18 protein-coding genes are annotated in these 13,644 nt (G+C 42.0%); 12 read left to right on the top strand and 6 right to left on the bottom strand.

Features of this window, described 5'->3' with window-relative positions:
• Window positions 1-114 precede the first annotated feature (114 nt).
• Window positions 115-1,611: a diguanylate cyclase gene (locus tag APA_RS20600; RefSeq protein WP_201324106.1), complete on the top strand. Its 1,497-nt coding sequence runs from the start codon at window positions 115-117 to the stop codon at window positions 1,609-1,611.
• Here APA_RS20600 and galT read toward each other — a convergent pair.
• On the bottom strand, window positions 1,608-2,612 hold the full coding sequence (galT, locus tag APA_RS20595) for a galactose-1-phosphate uridylyltransferase (RefSeq protein WP_268962128.1): 1,005 nt from the start codon (window positions 2,610-2,612) through the stop codon (window positions 1,608-1,610). The two genes, APA_RS20600 and galT, sit on opposite strands and share 4 nt — an antisense overlap.
• Before the next feature lie 46 nt (window positions 2,613-2,658).
• The gene (locus APA_RS20590) at window positions 2,659-3,513 is read right to left on the bottom strand and encodes a Tab2/Atab2 family RNA-binding protein (RefSeq protein WP_201324104.1); all 855 of its coding nucleotides are present in this window, start codon (window positions 3,511-3,513) and stop codon (window positions 2,659-2,661) included.
• A 251-nt stretch (window positions 3,514-3,764) separates the two neighbouring features.
• Here APA_RS20590 and APA_RS20585 point away from each other — a divergent pair, with 251 nt between their 5' ends.
• A complete protein-coding gene (locus tag APA_RS20585; RefSeq protein ID WP_201324103.1) occupies window positions 3,765-4,019 on the top strand; it encodes an AbrB/MazE/SpoVT family DNA-binding domain-containing protein in 255 nt (84 codons plus the stop codon).
• Entirely contained in the window at window positions 4,016-4,351 is a 336-nt protein-coding gene (locus APA_RS20580; RefSeq protein ID WP_201324102.1) for a type II toxin-antitoxin system PemK/MazF family toxin, read from the top strand. The genes APA_RS20585 and APA_RS20580 overlap by 4 nt, the downstream gene beginning before the upstream one ends.
• 148 nt (window positions 4,352-4,499) lie before the next feature.
• Here the strand turns inward: APA_RS20580 and petE are convergent, their stop codons facing one another.
• The 3 genes from petE to APA_RS20565 all read right to left on the bottom strand — a co-directional run bounded on the left by petE (window position 4,500) and on the right by APA_RS20565 (window position 5,810).
• Entirely contained in the window at window positions 4,500-4,874 is a 375-nt protein-coding gene (gene petE, locus APA_RS20575; protein WP_201324101.1) for a plastocyanin, read from the bottom strand.
• A gap of 141 nt (window positions 4,875-5,015) precedes the next feature.
• Window positions 5,016-5,513 (bottom strand): photosystem II cytochrome c-550, encoded by a 498-nt coding sequence (psbV, locus tag APA_RS20570; RefSeq protein WP_236579928.1) that lies wholly within the window; start codon window positions 5,511-5,513, stop codon window positions 5,016-5,018.
• Between the two features lie 102 nt (window positions 5,514-5,615).
• The gene (locus APA_RS20565; RefSeq protein WP_142654262.1) at window positions 5,616-5,810 is read right to left on the bottom strand and encodes a translation initiation factor IF-2; all 195 of its coding nucleotides are present in this window, start codon (window positions 5,808-5,810) and stop codon (window positions 5,616-5,618) included.
• 188 nt (window positions 5,811-5,998) lie between these two features.
• Between APA_RS20565 and APA_RS20560 the strand changes: the two genes are divergently transcribed.
• The gene (locus APA_RS20560) at window positions 5,999-7,846 is read left to right on the top strand and encodes a C39 family peptidase (RefSeq protein ID WP_201324099.1); all 1,848 of its coding nucleotides are present in this window, start codon (window positions 5,999-6,001) and stop codon (window positions 7,844-7,846) included.
• Between the two features lie 44 nt (window positions 7,847-7,890).
• On the opposite strand, the gene hisA is transcribed toward APA_RS20560, so the two are convergent.
• Window positions 7,891-8,655 carry a 1-(5-phosphoribosyl)-5-[(5-phosphoribosylamino)methylideneamino]imidazole-4-carboxamide isomerase gene (gene hisA / locus APA_RS20555; RefSeq protein WP_201324098.1) on the bottom strand — a complete coding sequence of 255 codons (765 nt, stop codon included), beginning with the start codon at window positions 8,653-8,655 and terminating at the stop codon, window positions 7,891-7,893.
• Between the two features lie 123 nt (window positions 8,656-8,778).
• Between hisA and APA_RS20550 the strand changes: the two genes are divergently transcribed.
• The 8 genes from APA_RS20550 (at window position 8,779) to APA_RS20520 (ending at window position 13,640) form a co-directional block, all read left to right on the top strand.
• The gene (locus tag APA_RS20550) at window positions 8,779-9,630 is read left to right on the top strand and encodes an ABC transporter permease (RefSeq protein ID WP_201324097.1); all 852 of its coding nucleotides are present in this window, start codon (window positions 8,779-8,781) and stop codon (window positions 9,628-9,630) included.
• A 167-nt stretch (window positions 9,631-9,797) separates the two neighbouring features.
• A complete protein-coding gene (locus APA_RS20545; RefSeq protein ID WP_201324096.1) occupies window positions 9,798-10,454 on the top strand; it encodes a hypothetical protein in 657 nt (218 codons plus the stop codon).
• 80 nt (window positions 10,455-10,534) lie between these two features.
• A complete protein-coding gene (locus APA_RS20540) occupies window positions 10,535-10,753 on the top strand; it encodes a type II toxin-antitoxin system HicB family antitoxin (protein ID WP_201324095.1) in 219 nt (72 codons plus the stop codon).
• 208 nt (window positions 10,754-10,961) lie between these two features.
• Complete coding sequence (locus tag APA_RS20535; protein ID WP_201324094.1) at window positions 10,962-11,780, top strand: LytR C-terminal domain-containing protein; 819 nt, start codon at window positions 10,962-10,964, stop codon at window positions 11,778-11,780.
• Between the two features lie 261 nt (window positions 11,781-12,041).
• Window positions 12,042-12,257 carry a type II toxin-antitoxin system HicB family antitoxin gene (locus APA_RS20530; RefSeq protein WP_201324093.1) on the top strand — a complete coding sequence of 72 codons (216 nt, stop codon included), beginning with the start codon at window positions 12,042-12,044 and terminating at the stop codon, window positions 12,255-12,257.
• Complete coding sequence (locus APA_RS25895; protein ID WP_374101378.1) at window positions 12,254-12,439, top strand: type II toxin-antitoxin system HicA family toxin; 186 nt, start codon at window positions 12,254-12,256, stop codon at window positions 12,437-12,439. The genes APA_RS20530 and APA_RS25895 overlap by 4 nt, the downstream gene beginning before the upstream one ends.
• Complete coding sequence (locus APA_RS20525; RefSeq protein ID WP_201324092.1) at window positions 12,378-12,518, top strand: hypothetical protein; 141 nt, start codon at window positions 12,378-12,380, stop codon at window positions 12,516-12,518. Before APA_RS25895 ends, APA_RS20525 begins: the two co-directional genes overlap by 62 nt.
• Window positions 12,519-12,683: 165 nt before the next feature.
• Window positions 12,684-13,640, top strand: a complete 957-nt coding sequence (locus APA_RS20520) for a hypothetical protein (protein WP_201324091.1) — start codon at window positions 12,684-12,686, stop codon at window positions 13,638-13,640.
• Window positions 13,641-13,644: the final 4 nt, after the last annotated feature.

Genomic DNA, 13,644 nt, shown 5'->3' with positions numbered 1-13,644 from the left:
ATTAAAACCCAGAGCCAAAAGCTGTAGCGCACGCGCAACATGCGCTACAGCTTTTGGGGGCTTTATATTTAGCTTTATTTTTAATTGCTCCTAGCTACTTAAGATGTCATAAAAATGATTGCAATGATTGATGATGATCTAATATTCACAGATGAACTAGAATTTGCTGATGAAATTGATCAAGTTTCACCAGTAGAGTCCTTACAGAATCTTGAGCCTTGGAAGATTCTGATCGTCGATGATGAAGTAGAGATTCATAACATCACCCGCCTTGCTCTAGGCGATTTTACTTTTGACAACAAAAAACTACAGTTCCTAAGCGCCTATTCGGGTATAGATGCACGTCAGATAATGATCGACAATCCTGATGTGGCAGTTACTTTACTCGATGTAATAATGGAATCTGATGATGCTGGTTTGATCACAGCAAAGTACATCCGCGAAATACTCCAAAATCGAGCAATTCGGATCATTTTGCGTACGGGACAGCCAGGACAAGTACCTGAACGGCAAGTGATCGTTGATTATGACATCGATGATTACAAGACTAAAACAGAATTTACTTCCCAAAAATTGTTCACCACAGTTATTACAGCTTTACGCTCATACAAAGCTTATGCCGAATTAGCATTAATTAATACTGAGTTAGAGAAAAGAGTAGAAGATAGAACTATCAAATTACAGGATGAAATTGAGAGGCGAAAAGAAGTAGAAAATACTCTTACTGGCGTTTTGAACAGTTCCCTTGACGGTATTGTCGCTCTAAAAGCAGTTCGGGAATTGACAGGACATATTCAAGACTTCCGTTGCTTGATGATCAATCCCATAATTATCAAAGCTTTTGGCAAAACCCGTGAAGATTTGATCGGCAAACTGGTTCCCAAAAATTTATTTACTCTTCTTGAACCAGACCTCTTTGATCGCTTTGTGACTATTGTGGAGACAGGGGAACCGCTAGAACGCGATTTTTATTATCAATGGGGAAATTCTTGCTGGTATCAGTTTGCCGTCGTCAAGTTAGAAGATGGGCTGGCGATTACAGTCCGAGATATTACTACTCGGAAACAGACCGAACTTGATCTAAAAGATGCCAATCAGAAACTTGAAGTCTTAGTGAATTTGGATGGTTTGACCAAAGTCGCTAACCGTCGTTGCTTTGATGCAAGACTAAATGAAGAATGGAAACGTCTAGCTAGAGAAGAGCAATTACTGTCGTTGATTCTCTTCGATCTTGATTTTTTCAAGTTTTATAATGATTTCTATGGACATCTAGCTGGGGATGATTGCCTAACACAGATAGCACAGACTATTCACCAAAAAGTTGATCGTGCTGGCGATCTAGTGGCTCGCTATGGTGGCGAAGAATTTGTAGTACTCCTTCCTAACACTGATTTAGAGGGAGCCATTTCTGTTGCCGAAAGAATGCAGCAGGCGATTCAAGATTTAGCGATTCCCCATCAACAGTCTAGCGTGAAGTCAATTGTCACAATCAGTCTAGGCATTGCCTCAATTTTACCCACCATGGAAGTTCAACCAAATACATTAATTGATCAAGCCGATCAAGCGTTATACAGAGCCAAACAGCAGGGACGCGATCGCTATGCTGTTTAGGGAATCTCAATTTCCCGCAAAAATTTAGCGCTATCCTCTGGCATCGCCGTATTGATATACATACCACTCCCTAGTTCAAACCCTGCGGCTTGATTGACTCTCGGCACGATCGCTAGATACCAGTGGAAGTAATCAGATTGCTTCTCATCAGTGGGCATAGAGCGAATTGTGTAATTGTAAGCAGGATTGTTTAAACCATAATATAGTTTGGCGAGAACTGTTTTAAGCGTGTAGGCAAGATCGGCTAATTCAGGTTCGCTAATATCACCAAAGGAAGAACTATGATTGCGGGGGAACACCCACATATGGAAAGGAGAAAGCGCCGCATAAGGAATAAAAGTTACAAAATATTCTGTTTCTAAGACAATGCGTTCTTTTGCCTTTAACTCATCTCTGAGGGTATAGCAAAATAAACATTCGCCCATATCATCGAAATAACTGATAGCTTCGATCATCCGATAGCGAATTTGGGAAGGTACAACAGGCGTAGCTGTAATCTGTGAATGTGGATGTTCTAAAGATGTACCCGCGCTCTCGCCATGATTTTTAAAAATGATGATGCTTTCAATGCGTTGATCTAGGCGAATAAAGTTATAGCGCTGACGATAGGCTTTGAGAATATTAATCACATCCCCAATTTCCATTAAAGCGATCGTGGCATTATGATCAGGATGTTCAATTAGGACTTCGTGATAGCCAACGCCTGTAATCGAGCGGTGAATACCTTCGCTATGCCGAATGCGATCGCCTATGGGCTTGAGCGCAGGATATTTATTCGGGATAATCCGCACCCGCCAACCGCATTCATCTTCTATGCATAGATATTCTATTTCAGAGGGATTTTCATTGCCTTTGCAAAAAGGGCAGCTATGTTTATAACTTGGCAACTCTGGCGGGATATCGTTAGGCGATCGCGCAAATTCATGGGGACGCTTAGATCTCTCTGTGGCAAAAATCACCCAGTCTTTAGTAATTACGTTTTGACGGAGATGTGACATCACAGTTAGCTCATAGAAAATGCTGCTACTCAAGACAAATAGTCTATATTTACATAACTTCTTTTAGCATCCAAAATCCTGCAAAATGTTCTTCGTCTGGGCTGGTTTGCACTGCGAGAAAATGAAATCCTTGAGAATTTTGTTTAGATTTCTCAAAGGCGGCTCCCTGCGCAATCGCCTCTTTATCTTTTGGTGCTTGCAAGTTTGCCAAAACCCATCTAGCATCAGCACTTGCTTCAAGCTGCATCTGTGTGCGATCGCCTAATAGATTACGTTCAAACTTGACAAATACAGGATCAACGCCCGACATCCAAGCCGCCAAAGCTGTCGCCCTTGCGGAAATAATAATAATTCCTGAAATAACAGTTTCAGGATCAAGGTTGCTAATATCCAGAAGCTCACTAAAATCCATTGACCATTCTTTCGCATCTGCAAAATCACCTGCTTTCAGCGATACCGATATCCAGCGCTCACCCATCAGAGCGTCAGGAACTGGTTTAGGATCTTGGGCTGCCAATACTTTCAATGGCAAGGGATTAGGATCAACGGCTTGAAAGCCATCACGATTAGGATAAATACTCGCCATTCTCTCCGCCAACCATCCTGACATCGTGAATACACGCCGAGAGGCTTGTCCTGTGATCCCTGCCAGCTTACAGCCGCGCATAATGATATTTGTCATACTGGGACGAAAGAAGCGGATTTTAATGGGATTTTGCCCCGTCGTGGTCACGCAGTCGGTGAGTTGCTTAGCGAGCCATTCGGAGTTCACTTCTGTAGGTGGACATTCGCGCACCCATTCAAACTGTCGTTCGCGATCGCAGATCAGTAATTCCCAAACTTTTTTATTATTAGCATCCAGTAAAGGACGGGAATAAAAATCTAACTCCCAAATATTCGACATAAATTAATTTCTAACTTGTTTTTCTGAACTTGTCTTTTTTCATGTTATCGCGATCGCAGCCCCTAGATTTTTTGTCGCAAATTGAGGTTGACAACCCAAACCAATAAATTTTTTGAAAGTGTTGCAAAGCAACACTTTCAAAAAATTTATTGGTTTGGGTTTGAGCGCAAAGCGCTAAATATGTGTTGGCTTTTCATACCAGCAAAGTTTTTGTCTTAGATGTTATACTTAAGTATAACTAAAATAAGATTATGCACACCACAAATCTTCGTAAAGTCGGCGGCTCAATTATGTTGGCGATTCCTCCAGCCGTTCTCGAAATTCTGAATCTACAATCAGGTACAACCGTGGGAGTTGCTGTTGATAATGGCAAACTGATTATTGAACCTCAGCCAAAACTACAATATTCGCTAGATGATCTGTTGGCGCAATGTAATCCTAATGCCCCGATAACAGAAGTCGATCTCGCTTGGCTTGATGTCATGCCTGTGGGGAATGAACTGTGAAGCGCGGTGACATTTATCTTGTTTCACTTGATCCAACTGAAGGGCATGAACAGCAAGGTACTAGACCAGTTCTGATTGTTTCTCCCGATAAATTTAACACCTTAACCAAAGTTCCTATCGTTGTTCCCATTACGTCGGGTGGAAATTTTGCAAGAACCGCAGGTTTTGCTGTTTCTTTAGATAATGCAGGAACTCGCACCAAAGGTGTGGTTCGTTGCGATCAACCCCGTCCTATCGATTTATCTGCTCGTAAAGCTCGCAGGTTGGAGGTGGTTCCAAACGCGATCATTGATGATGTATTAGCGAGGATAATTACTTTGTTTAGCTCTTAGAGATATCTAAAACCCATAGAGAGAGTTGCCTCAATTCTCTCTATGAAAATGATTTTTATAATGAGAATTGCTGCTCTCTATGGGTTGTTAACAAAAAAGAGGTACAAACAATGTTTGTACCTCTTTTTTGCGGGAATAAGCTTAGCTGTTATTGAACAACCACTTTGCCTTGCATACCAGCGCCACGGTGGGGAGAGCAATAGTAAGCGAACTCACCTGCTTCATTAAAGGTGGACTCTAGCTCAGCCTTGGGCTTTTGCGCTAACTTCTTGTGAGAAAGTTCTTCATGACCATCAAACACAATATTGTGAGGGAAAGCTTTGTTGTTAACCCATTTGATAGTATCGCCTACTTTGATTGTGACCACTTTAGGGTCGAATACTAGCTGACCACCATCAGAACCCATCTTAACGGTGATAGTATCAGCAGCAGCAGGGCTTACTGACATGAAAAAACTACTGACAATAAAAGCGAAGCTAGCGATCAAAAGGCTAAGCTTTTTCGCAAAGGACGAAATATTCATGATTAATTACCGACTAAAATTCAACTTAACTTGCACTAATTCGACTCGACTCGAACAAAAGCAACTAAAAACACGTAGAGGAAAGCTAATAAGACTAGCTAATTTAAATGTGACGTATGACTAGTACGCTACATTATTGGTTTAATAGTATATCTTTCCGCCGCCCCAAGCGATACCTCTAACATTGGGTTCGTAGAGGATATAACCAGCAATTAGCTTGAGGTCATTGTCAGTAAGTCCGCGCATGGTGGGGAAAATATCGGTGCTCTTGAGACTTGGGTGAACGTCATAGATTTCAGTCACACCATCATAGGTAGTAGGCTTTTTCATGAAATCGACCAAACCAAGAACGTTGTTACGCACTGGATTTGCGCCAGCCAAGGATTCTGGCGAAAGATTGACGTTGGGATTGGTGAAGGTGGCTCCGCCGAGGTGGCAAGTGGCACAGGCATTAGAGAATAATTTCTTGCCCTTAGCAATGTCTTTTTGGGTTAAGACAATATTGGTGTTTTCGTTAAGGGGAACAGTACGCAGTGCGATCGGAATGTCGGCAGCGTTGACGCTGGTGGTAAAAAGCTGGAAGGCTAGCATTACGAATGCGATCGCCACCGCTAAATATTTAAAAGAATTTTTGTTCATAATTACGGACATAACTTAATTTATCTAAGTTTATCTAAAAGAATTTAACCTAATCTCTAAGATTTATTGCGATTTTGCGATCGCGATTACTCTTTAGATTTTTTAAGGATTTTTGAAAGAGGTTTTAGAATTTTGGGCTTCGGATGCCATGATTACGGCTTTTGCGTCTTCCAAAGCAAGTTTGGTTTCGGCATCTTGGTAAGCGATCCCAAGGCGATCGCATAGTTTAAATACAGACTCAAGGGTGAGTTTGTAGTCTTCTGCGATCTCAGCGATCGAATAGTCAGCAAAGCCCATAACAATACCCGTATCTAGTTAATTCTAGAGATGTTTGTGCTATTTTCTCATGCAAAGGGGAGACAAAACCCAAAAAGTAAAAGCGGCGCGAAGCGCCGCTTTTACTTTTTGGGTTTAGAGAGTGAACGAACCAAAAGAAATTTTTTGAAAGTGTTGTAATAGAGGCAGTAGTCAACAGTGAACCAGTAATGACAGCCGCTTCAAATAATTCACCTGTTAATGCTCCTGTCCCTGCACAGACAGCGATCGCAGTTACGCAAGCGCCTAGTGAGGTTGTGGTCAATCGTGAAATTGCGATCGCAGGAACAGCAGACTTTACTCAAGTTTTACAAATTCTAGTGACATTGCCCAATGATGCAAATGTCCCAGTACAAACTAACCCAACCGCAGGTAATTGGCTTGCCAAAATTTCGACTGGGTTACCAACTGCGATGGCGACATTTTTGCGAGTGCGGGCGATCGGCGCAAATAATCAGCTTTTGGCTGAGTTGATCGTCAATATTTTAGTTAAAAATCCCGACATCACCTTGATAACCAAGCAAGCTACTCGTTTTAAAGCTTCCCCTGCGGATTCGGCAACTTTACCGCCTAATGGCAAGGTCGATGTGCAAGCTGGACAAACCCTTGAAGTGTTGCGTTATGGCGCTGTTGATGGACATATCAAGGTCTTGCTCAAGCAACCGATCGCTCCTGTTGGTGAATTTGGTTATTTCTATGCTCCCCATGTGGATTTGATTGCACCGATTACGCTGACGGTGAAGCAAGACACGATTTTCAAGATTTCTACAGCGGCTTCGCAAGCTTTACCTTTTACCCAAAAAGCCGAGGTGAAAGCGGGGACAAAATTGTTGTTGGATGGGAATTTTACGATCGCCGCTAACCATGTCCAAGTCAAACTTGCCCAACCCTTAGCTCCCGTCGGACAGGTTGGGTTCTTTTTCTTGCCCCATGTCGAATTGTCGAAACTGGGTGAATCCCTTGATTTCTCTAATCCTGCCGATGTTAGTGATATCCCGATCAATGGCGCGATCGCCACGGTGATTACTGACACCTTTTTGAAAGCATCGTCGCAAAATGCCAGTAGCCTCTCCGATTCGCAAAAAATCATGGTTAAGGTGGGTACGACTTATCCGATTAGCGGCTACGCCTCGGTCAATGGTCATTTCCGCGTGAAGTTTGTCTCTGCGATCGCACCGATTGGCAATGTGGGATTTTTCTATGAGCGACATCTCAGCATCACCAAAAATGGTAAGGCGATCCTGTTCGACCCTGATATGAAAACCTTGACCGTTAGGCAAAATACAGTTCTCAAGAAGCGCCCCATTGATGCGCGACAGTTAGCTGCAAATGAATTAGTACCCCTCAATGCAGGTGATGTGTTTGGTCTGGATAGCTATAGCCTGACCGATATTCATTTCCAAGTCACTCTAAACGAGGATGTACCACCTCTGGGCAAGTCGGGTTTTGTCTTTGCGGGGCATGTCAACCTTCAGCAAGGCAATAAGGCGATCGAGATTACGCCCAAGCGCAAAGTTTTAGGTGTGCCGTATTTTTCGCAATTAGACAATCCTCGCGATCCTTTTGTGACCTGTAATGTCACCTCGATCGCTATGGTGATGGCTTTTCATGGCAAGCGATCGCGCAATCCGCAACAACAGCTAGAAGATGAGCTATATCAATGGGTTATCAATAAATTCGGAGCGCAGTCCCGTACCGATAATGCCGTTTTACAAGGGCTATATCGTACCTACGGTTTTGGCGGCAACTTTAGTACTGCTCGCACATGGTCACAAATCAAGCAAGAAATTATTGCCAATCGTCCCGTTGTCATCGGCGGATACTTCACCCACGGTGGTCATATCGTTTGTATCATCGGCTTCGATGAATTTGGATTTATCGTAAACGATCCCTATGGCAATGCGCTCACAGGCTATAGCCAAACCGAAGGAAAGAGCTTGCGCTATCCCTACATCTACATGCGTGATATGTGCGGTGTCGATGGCGATGTATGGGCGCATTTCATTCTGCCCAAATAGTTGAGAAGCACTGCTCCGCAGTGCTTCTCAACTATTTGGAATTTTTAAGCAATCGCCGAGTTATCAATTACATCTTGCCAACGCCCATTACCCACAGCCCGAAGGGCTTCACGCAGTTGGATATCACCTGTATAAATCGCTTTGCCAACGATCGCACCCTTCACGCCAACAGATTCGAGCGATAGCAGATTTAACAAATCCGTAATCGAACTAACACCACCTGACGCAATTACTGGCACATCGACATTTTCGGCAAGTTGACGCAAAGCTTCAATATTTGGCCCCTGCATCGTGCCATCGCGATGAATATCTGTATAGATAATTCCTGCGATACCCACAGAAGTCATGCGTTTGGCAAGATCCACAGCCATTACATCCGAATTGGTCAACCAGCCTCTAGTGGCAACCTTGCCATTACGGGCATCAATGCCGATCATGATTTGTTCAGGGAATTCCGCACAAATATCGGCAACTAGTTGCGAGCTTTCCACCGCCGCCGTTCCCAGAATTACCCGACTCACGCCAGAGTTCAACACTGACACGATACTTGCGCGATCGCGTAAGCCGCCACCCATCTGTACTCGCATCGGGATGGAACGGGCGATCGCCTCAATTACCTTTAAGTTTTTCGGCTTGCCTTCCTTGGCTCCATCCAAATCAACCACATGCAAATACTTAGCGCCTTGGTCGTACCAACGCTGAGCAACCTCAACGGGGTCTTCACCAAATACTTCTGATTTTTGATAATCCCCCTGATAGAGCCTGACACAGCGTCCATCTAAAATATCAATTGCGGGAATTACATCCATAATTTTTACCATACGATCCCAGAAGCTTATTCTATCTAGATTTAGCGATCGCGGTATAGTACAAATCAAGGAAATCCGCTTTTATTGTCTAACTCGTCCTCTAATTTGCCCTTTTGTCCCCCTATGAAATCGCCTAAGCAGTCAGTATCCCAAAAGTTAATGTCCGTTGGCATCGTCATTAGCGTTGCTTTTTTGCTGATGGCGATCGCCACACCATTGTTGCAAGCGCTGGGGATTTTGACAGATCCCACTGAATTTCTCAGCAATCCGATCCATGAGCCACCATCGCCACAACATTGGTTCGGCACGGATTTACAGGGGCATGATGTATTTACGAGAACGATCGCAGGTGCGGGTGTGGCATGGCAAGTAACGATCGCCTCAACCGTAATTAGTCTCGTAATCGGCGTACCCTTGGGGATGCTGAGTGGATACAAAGGCGGTTGGCTCGATCGCATCTTAGTATTTTTGATGGACGCGCTGTACACCTTGCCCAGTTTATTACTCTCGCTAACGATCTCTTTTGTGGTCGGTGCTGGGGTCTGGAATGCAGCGATCGCGCTCAGTGTTGCCTATATCCCCCAATATTTTCGGGTGATCCGCAACCAAACCGTAAGCACGAAAACTGAAGTTTATATCGAAGCTGCTCAAGCGATCGGTGCTGACACGAAAACGATCTTAATGAAATATCTCGCGCCCAATGTCATCCAAAGCTTACCCGTAATTTTCACCCTCAACGCTGCCGATGCGATTTTGACTCTGGCAGGTTTAGGCTTTTTAGGTTTGGGCATTCCCGAAGATGTGCCTGAATGGGGACACGATCTCAAGCAAGCTCTTGATGCGCTCTCGACTGGCGAAAATATCTGGTGGACAACAATTTTCCCTGGATTGGCGATTACTTTAATGACAATCGGTTTATCACTAGTAGGCGAAGGCTTGACCCAGAAATTTAGCAGCAAAAAAACCGAAGGTTAGATAAATTCTTATCATCATAATTTATAGTCAGCATGCAAAAATAGTATCATCTAAAACCTTATGTCTGAATACACCAAGTTTAGACGATTATCCAAGATCATTCCGCACAGCTCATATTCAGACAACACTTTTCAATAGATCAAAAGTAGTAATTTCGATTTAACTCAATGGAAACATGGGATTACATTTCAATAGCTGGTTGGATTGTCACATTTTTTCTAGGTGCTATATCAGCAGGTATAGTTGTGCCTAGATTAAATCGTAAGCGTAAGATTATTGCTTGGGCTGTAATATCTGAAAGCAATCTAATACCGCGAGAACTTTCTCAAGTACTTGGTATTCAAGTTACCATCCAAGTGGGGGATTTTAAGCCTGATTCACTGAGTACTGTGAAATTAAGGTTCGTTAGTATAGGTGACGATATAGTTGAGAAGTTTGCTCTTGCAGTTACCTTCAACAAGGGAACCAGTATCCTTAGAACTCAACCTGTGGTAGATCTAGGTGAGTATGGTAAAAATATTACGTGGAAAAATGACCAAAATTGTTGTCGCATTGATATCTCTTTTATAAATCCTAGAAGTAGTTTTGAGCTTGAGTTTTTGCTTAGTAATCATGAACAAGCAAACATTACTGTTGACGCTGCGGAGCCAGGGTTAGAACTAAGAAGGAAAATACCTAGCGTTCTAGATGCTGAGATTTCCTCATCCATATTACGAGGTTTTAGTTTCGGACTCCTTGGTTTTAGGATTGAACCTACAGCTATATCTATGGCTGAAATTGCTGATGAGTTGCGCCAAATCAGGAAACAAATGAATAAACCTTAGTACAGTCGCTGATCATGGTGTGCGGTAACTACAAAATTATTGGATGCAATCAAGAAGCTAGAGAATCAGGAGGAGGATTTATGAGTAGATACAGTATGAATGTTCAATGGTCTGAGGTGGATCGGTTGTTTCTAGTTACAATTCCAGAATTTGCCGATCTCGTTGTCATGCCCTGTACTCATGGCGAAACTCGTGAGAAAGCAAGTCATAATGGTGAAGAAGTTATTGAAATGCACCTAGAAGCTTGGCAAATGGAAGGTGAATCTATTCCTGAGCCGAAGATACTTCAAGCTGCTTAGCGATCAATCACTGTTTGGTTGCGGATGACCCGAAAATATTGGGGCATCCTCGACCAAACAGCAATCTCAAAGACAAATAATTGTTAAGTGATTGGTTTATAACAAAATCATTAAAGCAAAAAAGCAGCTATGATTTTTAATTAAGCTACAGATATCTGCTACCACTCAATCCAACTGTTAGGTTCTCAGCCTCTGAGGAGCAATGAATATGGAAGAACAAGAACATAAGAATGAGTTACTTAAACTTGAAGAACGTAAGTTTCAGTTTGAGCAAGAGAAATATAGGGAAGATAAATCCGTTTTTAAGAAGCATCTTCCAACGATTATTACTGCAATAGTATCAATATCAGCGGTGTTGATTTCATACATACAATTTCTCCAAACAGATTTGTCTAAATCTAAGGAGATTGAAATTCTGCGGGAGCAAAAGGAAAAGGAGTTTGCGTTGTTTCAAGCGCAAAAAGCAAAAGAGATTGAGTTATTGCGGGAACAGAAAGATAGAGAACACAGCATAGAACTAGCCAAATTTATCGTAGCAAACAAGGATGCTATTTACAGTAACAACAATAATGAACGAAAACTAATGAAAGATATAATTCTTGTAGCCTATCCACAATTTGGGGAGAACGTATTTAGAAGGCTTGAACAGACCTCATCAGACAATACTTCTAAAGAGTTTTGGAAAGATGCTAAAGCCCAAGCATATCAAGCAAATAGTATTATCCTTAACTACTATGCTAGTAATATTCCAGAAGATATTTTCCAACAAACAGAGCAGATGTTAAAACAACAAGGCTTCGCTATAGTTGAATCACAGTTGTATGGTAATCCACCTCAATGGATGGAGAAAGATAGTAGTGTTATCTACTATGATGATGCAAATTTAAGCATAGCTACAGAAATAGCCGCACAACTCAAAAAAAAGTTGAATAAAAATTTTAAAATACTGAAAGGGGCAATATTTAGTGAAATAAAAGGACAAGAATCAACTCGACTTATTGTGCATCACTTGCAAAGTTCAAATTAGTGAGATCTCATCAGAATAATTGCAGTGCGATCGCTGATCGCGTAGGGTGCGTTAATGAAATATAACGCACCTTTCTGATGATTTTAGTTGGTGCGTTACGCTACGCTAACACACCCTACTTGGTTTGAGGTGTATTGCGATCGCCGATCTTGTAATGCGATCGCGCTGTTTGAAAAGGCAGCGATTATAATGTTTAGATAAAGTAGCGATCTTGTAATGCGATCGCCTATAAACCTATAAAACAATGTCTTAACTATAGTGATGAAAAATCTCACCGCAATCATTGAACAGGCTGAAGAAGGTGGCTATTTTGCCTATTGTCCAGAAGTATCTGGCGCAAATGGGCAAGGAGAAACCATTGAAGAATGCTTTGAAGATTTACGACTTGCCATACAGCTTATTTTTGAAGAGCTAAGAGAACAGGCGATCGCCAAAGTATCTTCTAAAGTGATTTATAAAGAAATCGCATTTTTATGAAGAGAGGCGACCTGATCAGGCATTTGAAGGAATTTGGCTGTATTTTGAAAAGAGAAGGAGCAGGGCATTCTCTATGGATAAATCCTAAAACAGGAGAAATGGAAGCTATCCCTCGCCATAATGAAATCAAGAATCAACTTGCAAAAAAGATATGCAGAGGACTATCTGTGCCTGAACTATAATGCGATCGCAGATCTTGTAATGCGATCGCAAAGACAAATAATTATTAAGCGATCGGTTTATAACACATCATTAGAGTGAAAAAAAGCTATGATTTTGATCGAGTTAAAGATATCTACTGCCAATCAATTCAAACGTTAGACTACCCAATATCTTTATGGAGTTCTCATCGTCAAAGTAAAAATCCTGAAAAAGTTTTTATTATTCACTTAGTGTTAATCAAATTAAGGAAGGAAAGCTTAACTTATGCCAAAAGATTATGTACTTTTTCTGCATGGTGTGAATGTGCGGGAATCAACAGGGAATGAAGAAAGACAGATTTATACTTATGCCGATAATCTGTTTAATCTGACTGCTGAGATAGTTCAGAAAGAATCTCCCGATCGTAAGTGCATTAAAGTTCCTCTTTACTGGGGCAACGTCAACCAAGCATCCTTAGAAGAACTGCTGTCAAGCTTAGAAGGCTCCTCTAAGTGGAACCAAATTTGGTTCCAAGATTTTCGCAAGCGTCAAATGCTGCAATTTGTTGGAGATGCAGGGCTTTACATTAGTCGCCTAATTGGATCTATGGCAGCAGATCAGCTCAAAGAACAGGCTTTCAGAGGTTTAGGGAATTATGAACCAGAAGATCGCCTACATCTAGTAACTCACAGTTGGGGAACAGTAATGCTGTTCGATATTCTCTTTGCTAGCCGATGGGATGATCCAGAGATCCCTGGTCATCAGAGTGTAAAGGCGATCAGAGATCAACTTTACGGAATTGGACAAAATCCTAAACAAGGTATTCGACTGGCTAGCATTCAGACCATGGGTTCCCCAATCCCTTTGTTTAGCCTAATTACTATTAGTGGTAAGAATACTAACGATGAAAGTACTCATGATATTAGTCCAAGCTTGAAAGATTTATTAAAGAATCTCGTCAAAGGAGGTAATAAGTTACCTTGGCTCAACTTCATCCATCCTGGCGATCCGATTGCTTGGCCACTAGAAAAAGTAATTAGTAAGTTAATTACTGGCTCTGAGAAGTATGTTGAAATAGAAGATGTTCTTACTCGCGGTTCTGGCTTCTGGGAGTTCATTGTCCAAACACCTCCTATTCGACAAACATTCTTGGCTCTAGCTAATGGTGGCAGTGCTCACGGAAGTTATTGGAAAAACAAAGATGTGGCAAAGCGAATAGCGGCAAACATATTAAAGGTCTAAAAGT

This window comes from Pseudanabaena sp. lw0831 (assembly GCF_016584665.1).
GTDB lineage: Bacteria > Cyanobacteriota > Cyanobacteriia > Pseudanabaenales > Pseudanabaenaceae > Pseudanabaena.
Note: the sequence above shows the minus strand (reverse complement) of the source record. Positions and strands in the feature narration are given on the sequence as shown.